The 20,583-nt window shown below is 37.2% G+C and carries 19 protein-coding genes; 4 read left to right on the top strand and 15 right to left on the bottom strand.

Annotated features, from left to right (window positions below; all coding sequences use genetic code 11):
* Nucleotides 1–60: 60 nt before the first annotated feature.
* Both SJY44_RS05830 and SJY44_RS05825 read left to right on the top strand, forming a co-directional pair.
* Nucleotides 61–750: an ABC transporter ATP-binding protein gene (locus SJY44_RS05830; RefSeq protein ID WP_396590741.1), complete on the top strand. Its 690-nt coding sequence runs from the start codon at nt 61–63 to the stop codon at nt 748–750.
* A gap of 50 nt (nt 751–800) precedes the next feature.
* On the top strand, nt 801–3,302 hold the full coding sequence (locus tag SJY44_RS05825) for an ABC transporter permease (RefSeq protein WP_396592120.1): 2,502 nt from the start codon (nt 801–803) through the stop codon (nt 3,300–3,302).
* 176 nt (nt 3,303–3,478) lie between these two features.
* Here SJY44_RS05825 and SJY44_RS05820 read toward each other — a convergent pair whose 3' ends face one another.
* From SJY44_RS05820 to SJY44_RS05750, 15 genes are all read right to left on the bottom strand, one after another.
* Nucleotides 3,479–4,114, bottom strand: a complete 636-nt coding sequence (locus tag SJY44_RS05820) for a hypothetical protein (RefSeq protein WP_396591642.1) — start codon at nt 4,112–4,114, stop codon at nt 3,479–3,481.
* Nucleotides 4,115–4,118: 4 nt separating this feature from the next.
* Nucleotides 4,119–4,340, bottom strand: a complete 222-nt coding sequence (locus SJY44_RS05815) for a hypothetical protein (protein ID WP_396591641.1) — start codon at nt 4,338–4,340, stop codon at nt 4,119–4,121.
* Nucleotides 4,341–4,377: 37 nt separating this feature from the next.
* Nucleotides 4,378–4,938, bottom strand: coding sequence for a hypothetical protein (locus tag SJY44_RS05810; protein WP_396591640.1), 561 nt, complete (start codon nt 4,936–4,938; stop codon nt 4,378–4,380).
* A 58-nt stretch (nt 4,939–4,996) separates the two neighbouring features.
* Entirely contained in the window at nt 4,997–5,425 is a 429-nt protein-coding gene (locus SJY44_RS05805; RefSeq protein WP_396591639.1) for a contact-dependent growth inhibition system immunity protein, read from the bottom strand.
* A gap of 30 nt (nt 5,426–5,455) precedes the next feature.
* Nucleotides 5,456–5,839 carry a hypothetical protein gene (locus tag SJY44_RS05800; protein WP_396591638.1) on the bottom strand — a complete coding sequence of 128 codons (384 nt, stop codon included), beginning with the start codon at nt 5,837–5,839 and terminating at the stop codon, nt 5,456–5,458.
* 55 nt (nt 5,840–5,894) lie between these two features.
* Nucleotides 5,895–6,311 (bottom strand): hypothetical protein, encoded by a 417-nt coding sequence (locus tag SJY44_RS05795; protein ID WP_396591637.1) that lies wholly within the window; start codon nt 6,309–6,311, stop codon nt 5,895–5,897.
* A gap of 20 nt (nt 6,312–6,331) precedes the next feature.
* Nucleotides 6,332–6,601, bottom strand: coding sequence for an Imm27 family immunity protein (locus SJY44_RS05790; protein WP_396591636.1), 270 nt, complete (start codon nt 6,599–6,601; stop codon nt 6,332–6,334).
* A 7-nt stretch (nt 6,602–6,608) separates the two neighbouring features.
* On the bottom strand, nt 6,609–7,001 hold the full coding sequence (locus SJY44_RS05785) for a hypothetical protein (RefSeq protein ID WP_396591635.1): 393 nt from the start codon (nt 6,999–7,001) through the stop codon (nt 6,609–6,611).
* A 3-nt stretch (nt 7,002–7,004) separates the two neighbouring features.
* The gene (locus SJY44_RS05780; RefSeq protein WP_396591634.1) at nt 7,005–7,220 is read right to left on the bottom strand and encodes a hypothetical protein; all 216 of its coding nucleotides are present in this window, start codon (nt 7,218–7,220) and stop codon (nt 7,005–7,007) included.
* Between the two features lie 103 nt (nt 7,221–7,323).
* Nucleotides 7,324–10,545: a CHAT domain-containing protein gene (locus tag SJY44_RS05775; RefSeq protein WP_396591633.1), complete on the bottom strand. Its 3,222-nt coding sequence runs from the start codon at nt 10,543–10,545 to the stop codon at nt 7,324–7,326.
* Complete coding sequence (locus SJY44_RS05770) at nt 10,542–11,279, bottom strand: hypothetical protein (protein ID WP_396591632.1); 738 nt, start codon at nt 11,277–11,279, stop codon at nt 10,542–10,544. The genes SJY44_RS05775 and SJY44_RS05770 overlap by 4 nt, the downstream gene beginning before the upstream one ends.
* Nucleotides 11,272–11,844: an RNA polymerase sigma factor gene (locus SJY44_RS05765; protein WP_396591631.1), complete on the bottom strand. Its 573-nt coding sequence runs from the start codon at nt 11,842–11,844 to the stop codon at nt 11,272–11,274. Before SJY44_RS05765 ends, SJY44_RS05770 begins: the two co-directional genes overlap by 8 nt.
* Before the next feature lie 93 nt (nt 11,845–11,937).
* Nucleotides 11,938–14,457, bottom strand: a complete 2,520-nt coding sequence (locus tag SJY44_RS05760; protein ID WP_396591630.1) for a hypothetical protein — start codon at nt 14,455–14,457, stop codon at nt 11,938–11,940.
* A 66-nt stretch (nt 14,458–14,523) separates the two neighbouring features.
* Nucleotides 14,524–15,765: a hypothetical protein gene (locus tag SJY44_RS05755; protein ID WP_396591629.1), complete on the bottom strand. Its 1,242-nt coding sequence runs from the start codon at nt 15,763–15,765 to the stop codon at nt 14,524–14,526.
* 510 nt (nt 15,766–16,275) lie between these two features.
* On the bottom strand, nt 16,276–16,554 hold the full coding sequence (locus SJY44_RS05750) for a hypothetical protein (protein ID WP_299487700.1): 279 nt from the start codon (nt 16,552–16,554) through the stop codon (nt 16,276–16,278).
* A gap of 271 nt (nt 16,555–16,825) precedes the next feature.
* Between SJY44_RS05750 and SJY44_RS05745 the strand changes: the two genes are divergently transcribed.
* Together SJY44_RS05745 and SJY44_RS05740 are read left to right on the top strand one after the other, a co-directional pair.
* The gene (locus tag SJY44_RS05745) at nt 16,826–17,863 is read left to right on the top strand and encodes a substrate-binding domain-containing protein (protein ID WP_396591628.1); all 1,038 of its coding nucleotides are present in this window, start codon (nt 16,826–16,828) and stop codon (nt 17,861–17,863) included.
* A 10-nt stretch (nt 17,864–17,873) separates the two neighbouring features.
* Nucleotides 17,874–20,534 carry a twin-arginine translocation pathway signal protein gene (locus SJY44_RS05740; protein ID WP_396591627.1) on the top strand — a complete coding sequence of 887 codons (2,661 nt, stop codon included), beginning with the start codon at nt 17,874–17,876 and terminating at the stop codon, nt 20,532–20,534.
* Nucleotides 20,535–20,583 lie beyond the last annotated feature (49 nt).

Genomic DNA, 20,583 nt, shown 5'->3' with positions numbered 1-20,583 from the left:
CTTAAAATCAAAATCATTTGCCTATTTTCCTAGTTTGAGAAAAAAGGAAGCAAAAGTGTTATGCCAAAGATATTAAACGTTGAGCACCTAGGGAAGACCTATACGAGTGGCTCCAAACAATTAACGGTATTGGATGACATCAATTTCAGTATTGAAGCAGGAGAGACCTTTGCAATCGTAGGACCTTCAGGGAGTGGAAAGACAACTCTATTGGGTCTCTGCGCTGGACTTGATTATCCCGATACCGGTGTAGTGGAACTGAGTGGTGCCAATTTAGCAAATTTGAACGAGGATGAGCGTGCCCGATTGCGCAACGAAAAGGTGGGTTTTATCTTTCAGAATTTTCAGTTGCTCCCCACCCTGACAGCTCTCGAAAACGTAATTGTCCCTTTGGAGCTTCAGGGAGCAAAAAATCCTGCAATAATCGGTAGGGAACTATTGAGTAAGGTTGGTCTGGGTGGCCGTCTCCAGCATTATCCTTCCCAACTTTCTGGTGGAGAGCAGCAACGCGTGGCTCTGGCCCGTGCTTTTTCAAATAGCCCATCTATTTTATTTGCTGATGAACCTACGGGCAATCTCGACCAAGATACAGGCGACCGTGTCGTCCAACTATTGTTCGAACTTAATCAGGAGGCGGGCACCACTTTGGTCATTGTCTCCCACGATTTGGAATTGGCACAAAAATGCAATCGTTTATTGCGATTACGAGGTGGGAAAGTGGTATCGAATGAAGTATTGATTGAATCGTGATAAATTCTCCAACAAAGCAATCCGGAGCCGGATGGAAATGGCTGTTAAAAATGGCTTGGCGAGACAGCAAGGCTAGTGGCGGTCGTCTCCTACTGTTTATGGCTTCCATTATTTTGGGCATAGCTGCGGTAGTTTCCATCCAGTCTTTTAGCCAGAACCTGGAAGAAAATATTGCCATTCAATCCAAGACCTTGATGGGTGCCGATTTTGTCATTGATAGTAACCAACCCCCTAATGAAAAGGTATTGGCCATTATCGATTCCCTCGGAGGGGCTGATGGACGTTCCGTAGGGTTTCCTTCAATGGCGGTTTTTCCAAAAAGCGGAGATGCCAAATTGGTTGGAGTACGCGGTATTGAAGGTGGATATCCATTCTACGGCGAACTGGAAACCAAGCCAGAAACTGCAGCGCAGACCTACCAAAAGTCCGGCGGTGCTCTGGTAGATGCAACACTCATGTTGCAATATGGAGTGCAAACAGGTGATTCTATCAAATTAGGCAATACAGTGTTTCCTATTATGGGCACTTTGATTTCCGCTCCCGGAACATCGGGAATAGGGGCTTCTGTGGCTCCACCTGTAATTATTCCCTACGATGCAGTGGAAGGCACAGGACTCATACAAGTGGGAAGTCGAATCGGATATGACTATTATTTTGTCGCCGAACCTGAGCAAGATCTGGCAGCATTGGATGAGAAGGTTGACCCTCAACTCGATGTTGAAAACGCGGACCTCGATACGCACATCAGTACCGCTAAACGGCTTGGCAGAAGTTATGATAATTTCGGGAAGTTTCTTAACCTTATTGCTTTTATAGCGCTGCTGTTGGGTTGTGTAGGCGTTGCCAGTTCAGTACATATCTATATCAAGGAGAAATTACGTTCGGTAGCCCTATTGAAATGCATAGGAGCTACCCGAAGACAAAGTTTTTTAATCTATCTACTACAGATTGCAGGTATGGGTCTACTCGGAGGCATTCTTGGAGTGTTGAGTGGATTGCTCCTACAGCAATCCTTTCCTTTGCTGTTGGAAGGATTCTTGCCGTTTGAAGTTCAGATTTCCCTAGTACCCAATGCGCTTTGGTCAGGACTGATATTGGGTGTATTGTTGTCAGTATTATTTGCCTTAATGCCTTTATTGAACACATGGTTTGTTTCACCTTTACAGGTGTTGCGGGTCGAGGAGAGCGGATATCAAAAATCACGAAAAGCCCAGTTGTGGGTAGTATTGGGTATTGTTCTATTTATTTTTTCCTTCTCCTTTTGGTTATTGGGAAGTATTCGCTATGCCCTCTATTTCGTTCTCGGCATCTTGGTGGTCTTTGCGCTTTTGGGAGGTGTAGCCACTTTTTTTATGCGAGCCATCAAGAAATATTTTCCAACGTCTTGGGGGTTTACTTCGCGACAGAGTCTCTTGAATCTCTACCGTCCCAATAACCAGACCACGGTCTTAATTTTGGCCATAGGTGTGGGCACCTTTTTAATAAGTACGCTCTATTTCACCAAAGATATTTTATTGGCTCAGGTTTCCTTGGAAGCTTCGGAGGACACCCCAAATCTTATTTTGATGGATGTCCAAACTGATGAAAAACTTGCTGCGGCCAATAGCATCGAAGCGTCGGGATTTGATGTATTGAACAATATTCCCATCATCACCATGCGGATGAATCAAATCAAAAATCGGCCTGTACGTGAACTTATTCTTGATTCCACTGCGACCCAAAATCGATGGGTTTTGTTCCATGAATTTAGAGTTACCTATCGCGATTCCTTGGTGGCCTCAGAACGAACAGTAGAAGGCACCTGGCCACTTGAACGCAAAGGCAACGGTATGATTCCTATTTCGATGTCTAACAATGTTGCAGCCGATGCCCAGGTCAAAGTTGGAGACACACTTGTGTTTAATGTGCAGGGTGTATTAATGGAAACCAAAGTGGCCCATCTTCGTGAGGTGGATTGGGCTCGAATGCAGATTAACTTTTCGATTCTGTTCCCTTCTGGAGTATTAGAAGAAGCGCCTCAGTTCCATGTGTTGACCACCAAAGCCCCAGATGCGGCCAAATCGGCCGCATTGCAACGTGACCTCGTTCGAAAATTTCCAACAGTGTCCATTATCGATTTACGACAGATACTTCTGGTTATAGAAGAGATTCTGAACAAAATAGCTTGGGCAATCAACTTTATGGCTTTCTTCAGTATTCTTACTGGGATCATTGTGCTCATTGGATCGGTACGAACGAGCAAATACCAAAGGATAAAGGAAAATGTGTTGTTACGCACCTTAGGGGCCAAAAGCAAACAAATTCTTCGCATTACAGCACTTGAATATCTCTATTTAGGGCTATTGGGCGGAAGTATCGGTATTATATTGTCATTATTAGGCAGTCTCTTGTTGGCACGATTTGTTTTTGAAGTTAGCTTTGTGCCTTCCGCAGTTCCTTTTCTAGTTGTTTTACCGAGTATTATGGCTTTGGTACTTTTGATTGGTTTGTTAAACAGCAAAAGTGTGCTGCAAAGTCCTCCATTGGAAGTGCTTAGGAAAGAAGGGGGCTAATTAGAGAAACGATGAAGTAAGGCTCATTTCTGACCTGAGAATCTTGAGGTAAGAAATCTCGTGAAGCATGTAAGTTTTGTTATGGGGTTACTTTTTCATCGTTTTTTTGAACTTTGTGATACTTAGTTATTGTAATTCATAGGAACATTACTGTGCGAAGTTATTTGAGACCTGGTTCAATTTTCAAAAATAGCCCATGACAGATTCCCTTGCTCCTGGGGCTTAGATTTCTCTATTTTTTCAATAATTGATTTTCTATGTGCGGCACCACACAAAAAAATTGCTGAACTGAAATGGTTGTTGTTACAATATGAATATATATTCTGAATCATTGGTTTTTCATAGTCTTCAATGTCTGCCTTAACTGTTTTATCCATCTCATTATTATTTAAAATCCTGCTCTCCAACTCTCGCATCTCTTCTTGAAGATTTATACATTCTAAACTATTCAGAAATTCAAATCCATTCTCAGCCGCTAAATAATTAAAATTATCAATCAATTTTTGTAGTTCTCTATTTTGACTAACTAATTTGATTTTTTTGTGAAAAGCATCTGATAGTCCATTTTCGCATACGGGTACATATTGAAAGGAAGTATCGTAGTTATATCTCTGAATCGCGGATATTTCCAATTTATTATGAAATATCCCATATGTCGAAAACAAATAGTTTTCATATTCTGAATAAGTTTCCTCAATTGCCTCCAAAAAAATCACCTCTGGGCTTAATTTCTTGATAATCTTATATAACTCTTTAGCGTTACATTTTCCAATTTCCTTATGGATCGTGCTTATAAAGGTGATATCATGCATCGTTTTATTGAACTTGTTTTTTCTTTTTCATAATGAACACTATACATGAAATCAAAAGAATTATAAAAATTCCCAGTATTCCAAATACAATTAGAGCAATCCACATTTCCACATTATGAAACCCTGGCGCTATGACATTCAAGATAGATTCTGCCAAAAAGACCAATAGAATTGATAGCGCAATAAATAAACCAACATGTACCAATACTATTTTGCTTCTTTTCACTTATAGTTTTGTTTGGTTGTAATCGTTTATTTGAACTTTAATAACTACCATTATTGCATTCTACAACAATTTCTTCCACCTTAGTTAGCTCTTTATTTTCAATTTTGGCTACAACTTCAGGATAATTGGTTAAAAACCTTTTTACTTTCCTCTTGAATGGGTTAGTAACGTTTAGGACATTGTTGTTTTTATCCTTAAGGTACTTGTGTTGGAAAACCTTCGGCATTTTTTTACCTATAGCTTCGTTGAATATCCTTTTCTCTAATGTTTCTCTTTCATCCCAAATATATAAACTCATTTCCGGGCCTTGAATTACTTTTTTAGCCAAAACGAAAACCTCAGAATTTAAAATCAAATTTTCATAGATTTCATTCCCTCTTCTATAGGCCCTAATGCTATCAACAGGCATTCTTTTCTCAATACCTTTATCATTTAGGTAAATTATTCTATTGAAGCTTTTAAATCGATTTAACATCTTGATTTTTACTTCAAGGGTATCACCGTTTCTTTTAATTATTTCTCCTTCTAAAAATTGCTCATTTTGACCGTATATAAAGAAACTGCTGAAAAGAAGAATGATTAACAATTTAATTCCCATGTTAACTAATTATTTGAACCTAGTTGAATCCTTTATTTGAACTTTAATAAAAACTCCTTCAATTTACTTTTTTAAATCTTGAAAAAGATTCGACCAATGTTTTCTTTAGTGAATCAGATAAATCAGAGTCCATAATTAATTTTTCATTTCGACTAAACAAATCACAAATGATACTCCAATTGTCCTTTTCTCTTTGCCAATATTGATTATCAGATTTTAAGACTCGTTCCAGTAAGTCTCCTTCATAAAAATTTCCTGCAGAAAGAATATTTTGTTTCAAACTATCAATTGCTAATGGCATTAAATAATTCAAACTTTCATTTTGTCCTATCATTATTCTCAAATCTTCATTGTCAAATTCTCTTAGCGGTTTTTTTCTTAAGGCATGGCAAGTTTTTACAAGATGGCTATCAAAAGAGGGCTCTCGCCATTGTTCTCTTTCCAAAATTTCTAAAGTTTTCTCCCGCCAGTTGTTTTCAAACTTCATGTTGAACTTATAAATATGGCTATAATCTGTTTAATTTACTATAGAAAACTTTCTTATCATAGTCAAATCCATATCTATCGCTTTTGACTTCATAATGTAAAAGTCCTTCTGAGTTTCTATGATTTCAGAAATTAGAATGAATTCTTGAATTGGGACATTGTTTGGATTTTCAAGTACCTCTTTTAAGCTGAGTTTAAGGGTGCAATTGTCAATCCATTTAGCATTTAATAACACTTTCACACCAAATTTTGGTAAATATTCGACCTGTGTAGAATCATTTCTTGAAACGTAGTTTATCCCAGTTTGTGGGTCCTGCATTGTAAATGAGCCTGTTCTGAATTTTGCGCAGTCCAAATTCTGACCAGAAGCTGCGAAGCATACTACAAGAGATATTGACAAGAAAATAGTTTTCATTTCAAATGATTTACAATTGATGTACATGTACTGATTATCGTTTATTTGAACTTTTCTAACTTTCCTTTAATTCAACTTCAGTTATTTTAGGCATTTCAAATGCCAATACCGTCAAGCATCCATTTGTGGTTGCAATAAAATATTCATTCAATTCATCTATTGCGCGGCTTACATCCAATAAGCCACTTTGAGTAACTTCTCCCGTTTTCCAACCTCCTTTTAATATTCGAAATAGGTGAGATTCATTGTTAAATTCTGAAGAGCTCCAATAACCTAAAAAGTCACCTTCGTCTAAATATCGGAACCCATTGAACGATTTGAATTCATATTCAACACCAATTTGATGTTCTAGACTTAACCATGTTGAGATTGTCACTTTTAACCCAAAAACGGTCCATTGAAAGTCGATGATTTCACTCTCTTTTCCTTCTGAGTAATATGCCTTGCCAATTTTTTCAGTTATAAATTCCATTTTAGCAATGAATCCTTTTATTACACTTTAGCTTTGATTAACTCTCTAACAGAATTCACAAAATCTTTGTTGTCCTCTATCCAAGGTTCAAAGTCTGAAGAACTAATATTAATTATATAAGGGGGCCCTCCACCATGATATTCGCTGAACGGATAAAACTCTATCCAATTCGCTTCTTTGTTTTTGTAAAAAGTCCACCAGTTGACAGAATCAATGGCTATTTTTACTAACCCTTTTGATTTTACGAGACTATCGGAAAACTGGACAACGCTGAAACCCTTGTATTTCATCAATCGTTTATTTAGACTTTAGCCTTTCAAATGCCTTAATCATTTTCTTGTTTTCTTCTTCATTTTTCATTTGGATAATTCTTGCTTGTTCCACACCAACCACATAAAATTGTTGTCCTGGGCTAAAATCATACTTTTTAAATTTATTCGCGACCGCAAGGGCATGAGAAAAACTTTCATATTCCTGTGCGTTAATCAAAGTACTATCAAAATATTTCGTTTTTCCGCTTTTTCTAAGAATTTCTTTCCGTGCATGAAATTGAAACGGCACCCTGATATCTTCCCTTGATTCTACAACTATGAAATAAGGTTTTTGGTAAGTTCCTGGAATAGAATGTTCCTCTAATTGAGAAACCTCAAATATCTTTGCTTCAAATTCCTTGACTACTTTAACTTTCATCCCTTATTTGAACTTTTCTTTGTTGTATTTTTCGATAGCCTCATCGGACCACTTGTCAATATTCCACCATGTCGTTGTTGCCTTTTCTGAAATTAAGTTACCGCAGTATGGACATTTAATGGGCCTAATTTCTTCAGCACCAGGATTTTCAATCCGATATATCCCCTCAGAATAGGAAAATGGTTTTTTGCACTGATTGCACTCAACATGGGTTTTCATATTTACACTTTTAGCAGATTAAAATCCTTTATTTGAACTTTACTCATTAATTTGAAGGATGGTATGTAAAATTGATTTATGTTAAATCACTCTATAAAGGTCTTTAATTTTTATTGAAGGCTTTTCTTTTTAAAAACATTGTTAAAAGAAGGATAAGAATGATCCCTCCAATAACCCATAACCATGGAAAGGGTTGAGATATTTCAATAGGAGATGTATTTCCCATTAAAACAAGACCCGCCCAATATTGTGGATGAAGTGTTCTGCCTTCAGCGGTTTTCAAGTAGTCTAATTTGGCAAGTCGCAGTGCCTCATCTTTGGGTTGTCCGTTTTCGAGATAGCTATAAAAGAAACCTAGAATTTGAGTGCTTGATTGCTCATCAATCTGCCACAAACTGGTCAAGATACTTTCACTACCTGCATAATTAAAGGCGTGTGCTAGAGAAATCATACCCTCCCCTGGTTGATAGGCGGGTTTTCCTGTATCGCAGGCGGTTAGAATAGCCAAATTAGAGTTCAGGTTTTGATTATATATCTCATAGGCATACAGGTAATTATCATTAATATTGGTTGAATCAGAAACATTTTTTGCGAATACTAACCGCGAAAGCTCAGGACTTCTATTGTTTGATTCTGCATGGGTTCCAATGTGAATGATTTTATGTTCGTTTGCAGTGCGGCTAAATACAGTTTTTGAGGCATTTTCATTTAAAAATGACTCTCCACCAAACCGTTTTGATAATCTTTTTGCAATATCGGTACTAAATGGTTGTGGTAATAAGGTTAGGTAGGTTTTGTCTAGATGGATTGAATCGTTAATGGCTAGCTGATATTCTTCCTTCATGCTTTCATTAAAAGTAGGGGAATAGGCAACAAAATTATCTTCAAATTCAAATGTGCGATGATTCTTTTCAAGTAATAAAAGGCTATAATTGTAGGCAATATTATGTTTGTTTAAAAGACTATTGTTGGCCAATTCTCCAAAAGAGTTGATTTTTTTAGGTGTCAAAAGTTCAAAACTTAAATTGAACAATTCCCGATCTGGAAAAATGATAATGTTTTTTGTATTGATATTATTTTCAATTGGTTTCCAAAGCTGTAAGTACAATTTATGGAGGCATTCGGAAACATCGTGAATGTTTTTTTGATAGTTGGACACGATATTGATGCAATTAAAGGAGAAGTCCATAGAAATTGGAACAATTTTCATGGTGTCATTTGTAATTATAAATGCTATAAGATTGTTCTCTAAAAACAAATACCGAACTAGTGTTGTATTATGGGCAATGTTATGCTGTAAGTCACTCAAGGGAGTCACAACAGATTGGTATCTCATTTCATAGTATCTAGGATATTTCTCTTTTATCTTGGAGAGATACTTTTGCCAAGCGGCCAACGTATTTTCCCATTCATCAACATCGAATTGGGTTTCTTCATCTAGGTTGAAAAATGAGTTTAACGCCTCTCTATTTTGGTTTTCTTCTTGTCGAATACTTTCAGGTGCTAACTGATTCTTGGACAGGTTTAGTCTTGTGCGAATTCGGTGATAAATTGCTGATTCGTGCAACTCAATGAGCTTGTTAAGGTATTTTTCATCCTTTGTTTTGTCATAAAGACGGTAATATAATTCCTTTCCAAAATCGAATAGTTCCTGACTATTTTCTAAAAGCACGTTTGCATCTTCATCGCTAGTGACCAAGGATTTTCTTTTTTCAATGCTTTGGAGAGCCCTATTCACTAAAGAAATTGTGCTGTTCAAACTTTTGGCTGATTTAACCGAATCTGTTTCATATTTAGCTTTTATAAGATAGAGCAATAGTTTAAGTTGGTTTGGACTAAAAAATTCTTTGGAGATTGCATTGTTAAAAGTTACAGATTCGTATGAATCCAAGATTTGATTGCTCAGTTTAATAGTGCCTTTGTAATCTTTTTTATCAAATACTATTTTCACTTTGGCTATTCTTACCTCATTGGCCAAATAACTGTCATCACCATAGAATGTAATCACTTTTGATAACGTAGCGTTGATGGTACTTTCAGCCGTATCGTAATTTTCAAGATATGCATACGATTTTGCAAGATTGATAGTAGCGTAAACCTCATTTTGAGAAAAGCCATGTTCATTACTGTTTCTATAGGCGTCAATGGTACGTTTAAAGTTTGTTACGGCCTCAGAATAGGTGCCTTTTCGGTAGGCTAAATCTCCTAAAACTCCATAAAGATTAGCTTTATAAGAATAATTATTTCCTGGAATTGAATTTAAAGAAGCCCTTGCCTCTTCTAAAAACTTCTCCGCTTCATTTAAATCGGTATTGTACAACAAAGATTCACCAACCATCAAAGCCGCTCCAAAATATTGTATGGTGTTCTTTAAAAAGTGTTTTTTTGCATGTTTATATCCAAGCAATGCAATTTGCTTTGCCTTCTCTTTTTGCCCTAAATCATAATATAGACTTCCTAAATTTCTATAAGAAATAGTCAAGTTGCCATGAACTTTTTCTGTAAGGGGATGGTTGTTCGTTTTCTTCAAAAATGAATTATAATGATTGATTGATTTTAACGTAAACTTCATCGCATCATCAAACATTCCTGCAGATTGTTTGACCAGAAACCAATTTCCATATATGGTGCCAGGGAGATAATCAGTCTGCTCGGGATCTGGATTGGTATTATCCACAGCCTTAATTGCCTTTTCAAAAAAATAATTTGCACTATCCGGTAGAGCACTAAAGTGCATGAGAGCACCTTTGTAATTATAAATCCTAGGTGCCAACTTAAAATCGATGTTTTTGTTCTTACGAATTAATTTGATGGCCTTATCCGTACGTGTTACCAATTCCCCAAAATCACCCAATTTTAAACCTAGCTCACTTAAATGGTACTCAGATTCAACCATTCGAGTAATATCACTCAATCTTTTGGCTAAAGCGTTTGCTGTTTCCAGATATTCTTGGGCATTTGAAACAGTGCCCTGGTCTATGTAAAGCAAGCCCATTCCCAAATTCGCTTGATATAGAACAGAATCACTTGATTTGGCAGAATCTATTTGAGAAAATAATTTTAAGGCCTTCTCAAATTTTGTTTCAGGATTTTGTAAAAACTCGATTTTGCCCGTAGGATATACCAAATGACCCAAAATCGTATTATCATTATTATGAATCTCTTCTTGAATTATTTTTTGTGCTTCTACAAACTCATTTAAAGCAATGAGGCTATCTATTTCTTTTAAAGTATTATTTCTCTGGGCATTTATATAAAATGAAAAGAAAATACAGACTATGGAAACCAGTGAATTTGATCCAAGAAAAAACCCTTGAAATTTCATTCTTTAATATTTTTGAGTAGTGCTTCACTTTTTTCGTCTGAAATCTTTTTTAAGTTTTCGATGGCTTCTTTTTCATTTCCATTTTTCAATTGCCCTAAAGCTATGAAGTACAGAGCCTCTTTATTAAATACTGACTGCGGTGAAGACTCTAGTGTAGTTTTTAAAAAGACCAACCCTTCTTTGGTGTTGTCGTTTGCTAAATAGGCGGCACCCAAAAAATAATTAAGCGTATCATTTTCGGGTTTTTGCACTAACAATTTCTCCCACTTTTGAATAGCTACATCATAATGCCCTTGCTTGTAATCAACCATGGCTTCGTAAAAATCATAATTGTCGTTAGAGCCCATTACAGTAGGTAATCCTGGATCTGGGCTAAAATATTCCTTAAATAGTTTTTCACCCTGCGTAGGTTGATTCAAAAAGAGTGAAACTCCCAAAGCAACAAAAGCAGTTATAGAGGCCGCAATTAAAAAAACTTTGCGTTTTTTGTCAGAGGACTTGGTGCCATGGTTCGATTCAAATTTTTGATGAAAGACATTAAGCGCAGTGCGCATCCCTTCTTCTTCTACTGCATGAAATAGGCTTTTGAATTCGTCAAATTGGACTCTTAGTTCAACATTTTCATTTAGTTGTTCTTTGAAATCAGCCTCTTGATTGTAGGTCATATTGCCCAAAAGAAAATGTTCAAATTCTTCTTGCTGTTCAGGAGATATGTATTTGAGGTTCTTATCCATTGTTTTTTAATTCATGGCTCAATGCGCGTAGTTTTTCCATACAACGGTACTTTTGATTTCTGGTCGAAGCAGGAGTCAATTGTAATTCCATAGAAATTGAATCCATCGACTTCCGTTCAAAATAGAAAAGATGCAGCAGTTTTTTACAGTTGTTTCCTAATTTTTGCAGGGCACTTTGTAAGATATCGTGCTGTTTTTCTACGACTTCTGCATCAGTATCGTTTTCTTCATACGCCACCTTTAAATGGGGAATGGTGCTCGATGCCACGGTATTTTTAAATGTTGATGAACGTAAATGGTCAGTCCATTTGTTCTTGGCAATGGTAAACAGATATCCCGCTACATTACTGTTTTTTTGCAGCTTATTATCCTTGATGTTTTTCCAACAGGCAATAAATGCTTCTTGAAACACATCTTTTGCTTGTGTTTCATCTCCACTGTTTTTCAATACATGGTTTCTGAATTTAGGGAATGTGTTTTGATACACCATTTGCATCACTTTTTGATCATTGTTTTTAAAAGCGGTGGTCAGTTGGTAGTTGGTCTCCTGTAATGTATTCCCCATACCTTTTTGAAAGTACGGGGAATTTAAAGATTTTCAATCAGTTTATATAACAGTATCAGTTATTCGGCTTCAAAATCCGTTGTTTATGAGTTCTTACTCTGATTTTAATACCACACGTACCTGTGCATATCCTTGCAGTGTGGCGAGTGCTGCCGCGGCATCTGCTCTCGCTGAACCAGGGCCACTTCCTGTATAAGTAATAAATCGATATTTTCCATTAACCAAGTCGTCTGGATTCCCAGCTGTCCAGTTGTCACCTTGATTTACAAAACTTGTAGTATTATTTCCGAATTTGAGTTCTTTGACTCTCAAAGAATAACTTTCTGCGTTCACCTCTGGGTCAAATTCGAAGAATACAAAATACCCATATGCGCCTTCAGGGCCATTAGGGTCATCATAAAGAAGATGTCCTACCCTTGGGTACAGGTATTTCACATTCTCATCGTTTTCAATATTAATTGTAGTTTCCAATTTGTCTATAAATCGGTACGCATCTCCAGAATCTTTTCTTCTTGCGTAAATAGCTGCGGTGATGGTTTCGGTTCCTTCCTTTTCCTTTTCAACTGCTTCATAAATCACTCGTGGATCGTTTACTTTGGAAACTGTATTTTGATTTCCATTGAAAAGTCCAAAGCCTGATGCACCATCCCATACAATGCGATAATCTTGGGTTGAATTATCAGTAATATCGGTGCGATCGGTATTTCTGACTTTTAAAGTGATTCGCGTACCCCCATTTACTGTAGGATTCTCCGGGGTTATTTCAAAACCTAGTTCTTTAACTTCTACAACGGCCTTGGCGTCATTGATTCGAGTACTATTTTGCCCTTCTTTTAAAAATACTTCAACGGTGATTTCGTCAAATGCCTCATCTGGTAAATCCACTACATTACTACTGAAATATTGTATCTCGCTTCTAGAGCTTGTAAAAGAAGTTCCTTCTTTTCCCAATTCATCACGTATAACGCCATAAAGTCCGCTTGTAGCCCATCTGTACTCATAGGATTGTCCCGCACTTAGATTTCCATCCTTAATAATGGCCTTAAATGTTTTTTCTTCACCTTGAATTGCGATGGTTTCTTCTGGTATTATTGTTACGTCGTTTTTGCTAGCTACCACATCCCATTCTTCCAAATGATTAGATACTGAGTTCGCATATAAAATTCTGCTATAATCAACAAGTTTTAGGAAGATATCTGCTCGCTCCAGGTATTTTCCAATTCCTTGCACCAATTCCCCAGCCCTGGCAGAATTTTGCACAAAATAGTCGGGATCTACTTTAACACCTCCTGCAACAACTCCTTCGAACAGTGCCTCAATCAAATCTGTTGCATTGGCTCCCAAGGCATTGTTGTAATAGGCCTTCAAGAATTCGTTCAAGGCAGTCTGATATTCTCCTTTTTTCAGAGGCTCATCAACTGCCGGAACAGAAGAGGCAATAATTTGCAGTTGGTTCACAAAAAGCTCATACTTTGTCTCATCTAATCCCTTTAATAATTTAGAGTGACCAGCAACATCCAACAGGATTGGAAGTACCAATTCAAAGGCAAAGGTTTCGTAGATAAGATCATAGAGTTTTTCCTCCTCGATTGTGGTCATTTGATTTGTATCTATCTCACCAAGAGCAGTCCCCACAACTCGACAACTGTATAGAACCTCTTGTTCTCCTTCTTCAACTTCTAGAGAAATGGGGCCTGCCTCGGTTATGGCAAACCCTATTCCTGTGCCCGCACCATAATCTGAGATCACTCCAAATACTTCTCTAATAGCAGTAGGCGATGAGATTTTTTCATCATTGTTTGGAGTTGGGTTTTCAGCATTAAAATCGCTGATCAGCTGCTCAACTCCTCCATTTTCGAAAGTCACCTCTTTTCGATAAACAAAGGCATGTGCCCGCCTTCTAAAACTATTGATCAATGAGAAGGAAAAAGAGTCATCTTCCCGAAGTTGAATACCGCTTCGTATATCGCTTCCATCAGCATTTATTCTGCTGGTAGTGTCCACATTGGTTTTGGCATCATCCAGTGTCGAAATTCTTTCTCCTATCATTGCGGCAAAGGCCTCGGTGCCAAAGTAATTTTCGTCACTGGAAAAAGCTGTTGTCGCAGCTTCCACAAGCTCATTCAATCCAGGAAAGTCATCAATCTCATCAAAGAATCGTTGACGAACGTCTTCGGGTAAAAAAACCGTTCCCAAGGCATTATAAAGAGACGCTATCGCTGTGCTACGTACCGAAATCTCTCTCTGATCTTCATCAATGAACCCCATTAACAAAATGTTCTGATCTGTATCTATAAGTAGGGCAAGACTCCTCCCATTTTTGTTAAGGGCAACCTTGGAGTTTCCGTTTCCGGAAACAGAGAATTCTTCAGATATGGAAACAAGACTAGTAACCCCAAGATCTACTGTTGAACCCTGTGGCAAGATTACTTGAACATCTACCTCCATGAATCCATCGGTAGTTCCTGTGGGGTCATCATCGGTTGGATCAACATCATCGCTTACCGAGACATCATCATCCATCATTAAAGGGGAATCATCTTTGGAGCTACAGGCCCAGATAAAAAGGGCCGTTACAGCTATTAGTATTAAAAATTTCAATGAGGTTTTCATAATTGTTTCTTTTTAGATTGTAAAATTGATTTTATAGAATATCGAGATGGTTAAAAAATGTCATCATTAATTGCCATTTACGTTTACCCACTCCCTATTATTTATATTAATATCGCCATTAGGGGTATAGAACAAATCATCATTTTGAATAAGGTTTCCATCACTATCCATCCAATTTTGTGTTGAAAAAGCATTCACTTGGTAGTTTGTGCCACTTAATGGGTTGTATACGGTTTCTTCTTCATTTATCATATTGACAAAATTGCGTTGTGAAGTACTACTTCCAGAACCAAAATTTCGGTTCATAAATGAAGCGTGGTTAGCATCTTGTGCTGCCCATATCCCTTTCATTTTACGCTGGTGTGCGGCAAATGCACGCTCTCTGTTAATTCTTCCTGTCCGAGCTTTCTGTGCTGCAATTTGGGCACGTTGTTGTGATAGTTGGGCAACGTATTGTTTCCATTTGGGATTTTCCTTTGAATTTATCAGCGCATTTTCAAAAGCGGCAATGGTTTCATCAAAATGACCAGCATCAATAAAAGTGTAATCAGTACTATACATCCACATGGTCATGGTGTCAATAAAGCTTAGTGGTTGCTGCATGTAAATTTTGCCTACAGACACTAATGCTTTTTGGCCTTTGTTGTTTTCCCAAACGGTAGCAAGAAGATCCACTTGTACTTGGCCATTGCTTTCATTTCTAATTTTTCCTTTGAGGTAATTCTCAGTTTTGTAAAGCCTTATGTTTTTTACAAACTTGAATCCGCTTTTTTCCATTCTTGGTGCCACTTCTTCTTCTAAGATGTATTGGTTGGCTACCATGGCTCTGTGCATATTGCGAATACTGCTATTCTCCATGAAATGGTAGGTCTGCGGATTTTGGTAGGAGATATGAACCTTTATAGGCGTGTTGAACGATTTAAGATTATTAGGACCAGTTGTCTGAATCAGAAAAACCGGAAGTTTTTGATCGATGATATACGTTGGTTTGGAAATTACTTTCCATGAGGCAGGATATTCGGTGCTATTAACAACAAGTCCTGTTCTGGCATCACGGAATTCATGTATTTTCATGCCTCTTTCTCCAAAGTTGTCAAAGAAGCCATCTTTTTTGGAATTATGTTGGAGTATCTCTGTATCGAAACCCTCTTCATTTTCAAAACTTGGTTCTTCAAAAGCCTCATTTTCATAAGCTATATCCTCTTCTTCATAATGACTCTCATTTTCATCCTCAGGACTTTTATTAATTGTAATGCATGAATTAAAGAGCATAAGGCTTAGGAAAAAGGTGAAAAAAGCTGTTTTCATAATAGTATGGTTTGTTTATTGGATATCGTTTAAAAAAGAAAATGTCATCACAAGTTTTGATGATAGATAGACTGATCAATAGAAGATTGAGCCGAACAGTAATTTTACTCAACTCATATTTTTTATTGTTTTTGAGCTGAATAAGAATTCTTTTTCGGCTCAAGCGCCGTCATTTTTGCTAGTAAAAAGTGGATAGCACCGCCGCCTTAAGCAGTACAACGTATCAACGACACAACTATCAAAATAAAAAAGCTTCACAATTGTGAAGCTTTTTTATTGCGGGCTGGACGAGAGCCGAACTTTTTCTTGAAACGCCCAGTTTCAAAGGCCTACTAAAGGTTATATATAAATAGGGTATGAATTCAACAATGGATTGATGCTCAATTCTGGTTATGACTTAGGTCTTATGAACATAGCAGAAAACCCCGAATAAAATTAAGAGCTTCAATATATCTAATATCCAGATTATGAGATTTGTGCTATTTAAATTTTGAATCTTTTATTTGAACTTTAGTATTCTGCTTCGCGAATTTCTATCTCAGTAATACTTCCCGTTATAACCTTATTGACATCACTTAGTGGAAGTTGAAACCAAAATTCTGTTCCGTTTTTGTCATAGTAACTAAAGGTAAATTCATTTTCTACACTATCAAACCCACCACAGTAATTGTCGGTTTGAAACTGATCAGAACTTTCAATTAATGCCCACGATTCTAAGTCAAGGTCTTCCTTCAAAATCTGTTGACAAATTGAAATAAATTCCTCATCTATTCTCAGCTGGGTGCGCATCGTTTATTTATATTTTTTAATTTTTTAAGATTGGTCTAACCTTCTTTAGTATCAATTGAACCACACCGCATATCGTTGTCTTCTTAATTCCATAGCTAGCTTTTCTTCCATTTTAAGGGCTTCTAATCTTGTTGACATAGGTTCTGTATGGTTGGTATAGGGTCTTAGTCACCTCTTCCAAAATGGAAATAAAAAAAGATAATGCGTACGATAGTATAAAAAATGTTATCGTACACATTATCTCTGCATCTTTTTATATCTTGCTGATTGAATGAAGAAAAAACAAACCATAAAAGATATAGCCCAAGCAGCTGGAGTATCAATAGGTACGGTAGATAGAGTAATTCATAAAAGAGGAAAAGTATCCAAGAAATCCATGGAAATGGTAACCAAGGCTCTTAATGAACTTGATTACAAACCTAATCCAATTGCCAGAACTTTAAAAAACAACACTATCTACTCCATAAAAGTGCTGCTCCCTGACCCTAAAAAAGATCCTTATTGGAAACGTTGCATGGATGGTATAAACGAAATAATTCAAGAGTTTGGTGCTTTTGATTTTGAAATTAAAATCTATTGTTATGATCCTTCCAAACCCAAATCATTCTCAAAAATTGGAGAGCAATTGATTCAAACTGAAAATCTGGATGCTTTACTATTTGTTCCACTATTTGAAAAAGAAAGCAATACGCTTTTAAAAAAACTTAATACAAGACAAATTCTATCCGGGACTTTTAACAGTAGTCTTTCCAACAACCTTGTAGACCAACATACTGGGCAAGATCTATATTCGAGTGGACGCGTAGCGGCAAAACTCATTTATGATTTAATAAAACCACACTCAAGAATTGCAATTATCCATATTGATGAGGCTTTTAATAATGCAATTCATATGAAACAAAAAGAACAAGGTTTTATTTCCTTTTTTAAGGAATACAGCTCTTTTGAAATAAAAAAACTAACTCTAAATAGTAACGAATTCCAAAGCAAGTTTCCTGATTTTGTGGAGCAGTTCAATCCCATAGATGCCTTTTTTGTAACAACTTCCAAGGCGTATGAGGTTGCAGAAGCATTAAAAAGTCAGGGAACAAAATCTAAAATGATCGGATATGATTTGTTATTAAGAAATGTTGAATGCTTAAAAAAAGGTGAAATTGATTTTCTTATACATCAAAGCCCTAAAATTCAAGCATCTTTAGGGCTGAGAGGATTAATTGAGAAGCTAATCTTTGAAAAGGAAATTCCCAAGAAGCGTCTGCTTCCTATTGATATTGTAAACTCAGAAAACGTTGAAAGTTACCTGATTTGAGAAGAAATCGATGAAAAGAAGAAATTATTTGAAAACCTTGTTAATGGGGACCATCGCTCCCTGTATTTCCCCTTCAGTGCTTGCCAATAGCACTTTTAAGTCTTGGCCTTATCCAAAAGGTTTGAGTTTCAATAGTAATTGGCACAACTGGCCAAATATGAAGTGGACAGGGCCAGAATATTGGGGCAACAGATTGCAGGATTGGCTTATTAAAGATGGTAAGGTTATATGTGACGTTACCGATAAAAATAGAAGCCTTCATCTACTCCCTATTCAAAAGCCTGAAAAAATGGTTGGTTTTATCACCTCTATTGTAATTGATGTATTGAACCATAAATTGCAGAACATTGATGAAGGGTGTTTAGGGGTTCAATTTGGGGTTAGAGGGCCAATTGAAGATTACAGATCGGCCGCCGTGTTTGGGAAAGGAACCCATATTGGATTAACACCAAATGGTAACCTCAAAATCGGCGATCAAATTTTTGAGACTACTTTGGATTTTATTCCCGACCATTTCGGGCTTGTGGTGGAAGCGGTTCCCAACCATAATTCGTATGCGGTTACAGTTTCTGTGACTAATCCACAAAATGACCTTTTGCTTTACAAAAAAGAAGGGATGGAATTATCCAATACCCAGCTCACTGGTAATTTTGCTTTATTGTCCGATTTTAAGCTCAAAAAAAAGCAAAAGCAAAAGCAAAAAATAGAGCCAAGTGCCGCCTTCTCCAATTGGCACATTGCCTCACAGGATTTAACCTTAGAGGAAAACAACTTTTTTGGACCCATCTGTTTTGCACAATATACGTTGAACAAAGGAAAGCTAAAGCTTACCGCACAAATGGCTCCTTTAGAAGAAATACAAGGGCTTTCAGTTCATTTTCAAGTAAAAAACGATGAGAATAAATGGACGACACTTAAGTCAAAGTCCCTAGAGTCAGAAGGCCGATCCGTCCAATTTTCATTTATCAATTTTGAAAAGGAAAAGGATGTTCCCTACAGAATCGTTGCTGACATTCCTTTACTAAATAAAACTGAAACCTATCATTACGAAGGTACCATATCCGCTGAGCCGCATAGTAAAGATGAAATTAGAACAGCTGTTTTTAGCTGTAATTTCCACTATGGTTTTCCAGATGCCGACATTCCAAAAAATGTATCAAAGTTAAACCCGGACATCATCTTATTCCTTGGAGATCAGTTTTATGAAGCAACTGGAGGTTTTGGGGCCATGTTCCAAGGAGATTATGATAAAATGTGTCTGGATTACTTGCGAAAATGGTATATGTTCGGTTGGTCTTATCGGGATTTATTTAGGCATCGACCGTGTGCCATCATTCCTGATGACCATGATGTTTACCATGGTAATATTTGGGGAGAGGAAGGTGAAAAGGCGGACACATCCAAAGGGTTTGGTGCTTCTGCCCAAGACAGTGGAGGGTATAAAATGCCCGCCAAATGGGTAAATATGGTACAGCGCACACAAACTGGCCATTTACCTGACGCATTTGACCCATCACCTGTAAAACAAGGGATAGGCGTATACTATACACATTGGAATTACGCAGGTATAAGTTTTGCCATACTAGAAGATCGAAAGTTTAAATCAGCCCCCAAGAATGTTCTTCCGGAAAGTGCGGAAGTTAACAATGGCTGGATTATGAGCGATGATTTTGACATCAAACAGTATCGGCATATTGAAGCAGATCTTCTTGGTGATCGACAACATACATTTCTTGATGAATGGGCTCTAGATTGGAGCAACAACGCCCAAATGAAGGTGGTTCTTTCCCAAACTAATTTTGCGACTTTGGCCACACTTCCCGAAGGCGCAAAGACAGGGGCCGTAATTCCCTCTCTACCTATTCCAAAAAGAGGTGAATATATAAAAGGAGACCGCCCTACGGTAGATATGGATTCCAACGGTTGGCCAGCCTTAGGTCGCGATCTGGCAGTTAAAACTATTCGAAAAGCTTTTGCTTTCCATATTGCCGGGGATCAACATTTGGCGAGTTTTATTCAATATGGTTTAGGAGAACATGGTGACAGTGGATATGCCTTCGCAGGACCAGCCTTAAATAACATATGGCCCCGTAGATTTTGGCCAGATGTGGATAGCAGCAAGCACACATATGATAATCCTGCCTATTTGGGTGAGCACTTGGACGGTTTTGGCAATAAAATGACGGTATTTGCTGTTGCAAATCCTCAGAATACGGGTAAAGAACCCAAAATTTTGCATAATAGAGCGGTAGGTTATGGCTTGGTTACCTTTAATAAAAGGCAGCGAACTATTAAAACCGAATGTTGGCCCAGATTTATTGACCCCACCATACCTAACAGTCAATATCCAGGATGGCCAATTATCATAACACAGGAAGACAACTATCCAAGAAAAGCCGTTGCATGGCTCCCAAAAATACAATGGAAAGGAAATTACAAGCCAGTACTAAAAGTATTTGATAATAAAGGGCAACTAGTTTATGCTATAAGACCTGAGAATAGCAATTATAGTCCAAAGGTTTTTAATGAAGGTACATACATGATTGAAGTGGCTATACCGGACCTTGATTTTGAAAAAAAATATTTCAACCTGAAAGCGAGTGAAAAGCAAACTAAAACCATAAGAATCAATTTACTTAAGGAGATTAAAAAAAAGCCTCTTCAAAAATGAAGTTTTAAGAGTTGGGATATTGCCAATTACTAAAACAACTCGTTAAAAA

Source organism: Allomuricauda sp. R78024, assembly GCF_044596045.1.
In the GTDB taxonomy this organism is placed as follows: domain Bacteria; phylum Bacteroidota; class Bacteroidia; order Flavobacteriales; family Flavobacteriaceae; genus Flagellimonas.
This window is presented reverse-complemented; position numbering and strand designations above follow the sequence as displayed.

What these genes read in the sequence shown, in the direction of transcription:
- SJY44_RS05830 (WP_396590741.1), top strand. Translation starts at nt 61, where the DNA reads ATGCCAAAGATATTAAACGTTGAGCACCTAGGGAAGACCTATACGAGT.
- SJY44_RS05825 (WP_396592120.1), top strand. Translation starts at nt 801, where the DNA reads ATGGCTTGGCGAGACAGCAAGGCTAGTGGCGGTCGTCTCCTACTGTTT.
- SJY44_RS05820 (WP_396591642.1), bottom strand. Translation starts at nt 4,114, where the DNA reads ATGCATGATATCACCTTTATAAGCACGATCCATAAGGAAATTGGAAAA.
- SJY44_RS05810 (WP_396591640.1), bottom strand. Translation starts at nt 4,938, where the DNA reads ATGGGAATTAAATTGTTAATCATTCTTCTTTTCAGCAGTTTCTTTATA.
- SJY44_RS05805 (WP_396591639.1), bottom strand. Translation starts at nt 5,425, where the DNA reads ATGAAGTTTGAAAACAACTGGCGGGAGAAAACTTTAGAAATTTTGGAA.
- SJY44_RS05800 (WP_396591638.1), bottom strand. Translation starts at nt 5,839, where the DNA reads ATGAAAACTATTTTCTTGTCAATATCTCTTGTAGTATGCTTCGCAGCT.
- SJY44_RS05795 (WP_396591637.1), bottom strand. Translation starts at nt 6,311, where the DNA reads ATGGAATTTATAACTGAAAAAATTGGCAAGGCATATTACTCAGAAGGA.
- SJY44_RS05790 (WP_396591636.1), bottom strand. Translation starts at nt 6,601, where the DNA reads ATGAAATACAAGGGTTTCAGCGTTGTCCAGTTTTCCGATAGTCTCGTA.
- SJY44_RS05785 (WP_396591635.1), bottom strand. Translation starts at nt 7,001, where the DNA reads ATGAAAGTTAAAGTAGTCAAGGAATTTGAAGCAAAGATATTTGAGGTT.
- SJY44_RS05780 (WP_396591634.1), bottom strand. Translation starts at nt 7,220, where the DNA reads ATGAAAACCCATGTTGAGTGCAATCAGTGCAAAAAACCATTTTCCTAT.
- SJY44_RS05775 (WP_396591633.1), bottom strand. Translation starts at nt 10,545, where the DNA reads ATGAAATTTCAAGGGTTTTTTCTTGGATCAAATTCACTGGTTTCCATA.
- SJY44_RS05770 (WP_396591632.1), bottom strand. Translation starts at nt 11,279, where the DNA reads ATGGATAAGAACCTCAAATACATATCTCCTGAACAGCAAGAAGAATTT.
- SJY44_RS05765 (WP_396591631.1), bottom strand. Translation starts at nt 11,844, where the DNA reads ATGGGGAATACATTACAGGAGACCAACTACCAACTGACCACCGCTTTT.
- SJY44_RS05760 (WP_396591630.1), bottom strand. Translation starts at nt 14,457, where the DNA reads ATGAAAACCTCATTGAAATTTTTAATACTAATAGCTGTAACGGCCCTT.
- SJY44_RS05755 (WP_396591629.1), bottom strand. Translation starts at nt 15,765, where the DNA reads ATGAAAACAGCTTTTTTCACCTTTTTCCTAAGCCTTATGCTCTTTAAT.
- SJY44_RS05750 (WP_299487700.1), bottom strand. Translation starts at nt 16,554, where the DNA reads ATGCGCACCCAGCTGAGAATAGATGAGGAATTTATTTCAATTTGTCAA.
- SJY44_RS05745 (WP_396591628.1), top strand. Translation starts at nt 16,826, where the DNA reads ATGAAGAAAAAACAAACCATAAAAGATATAGCCCAAGCAGCTGGAGTA.
- SJY44_RS05740 (WP_396591627.1), top strand. Translation starts at nt 17,874, where the DNA reads ATGAAAAGAAGAAATTATTTGAAAACCTTGTTAATGGGGACCATCGCT.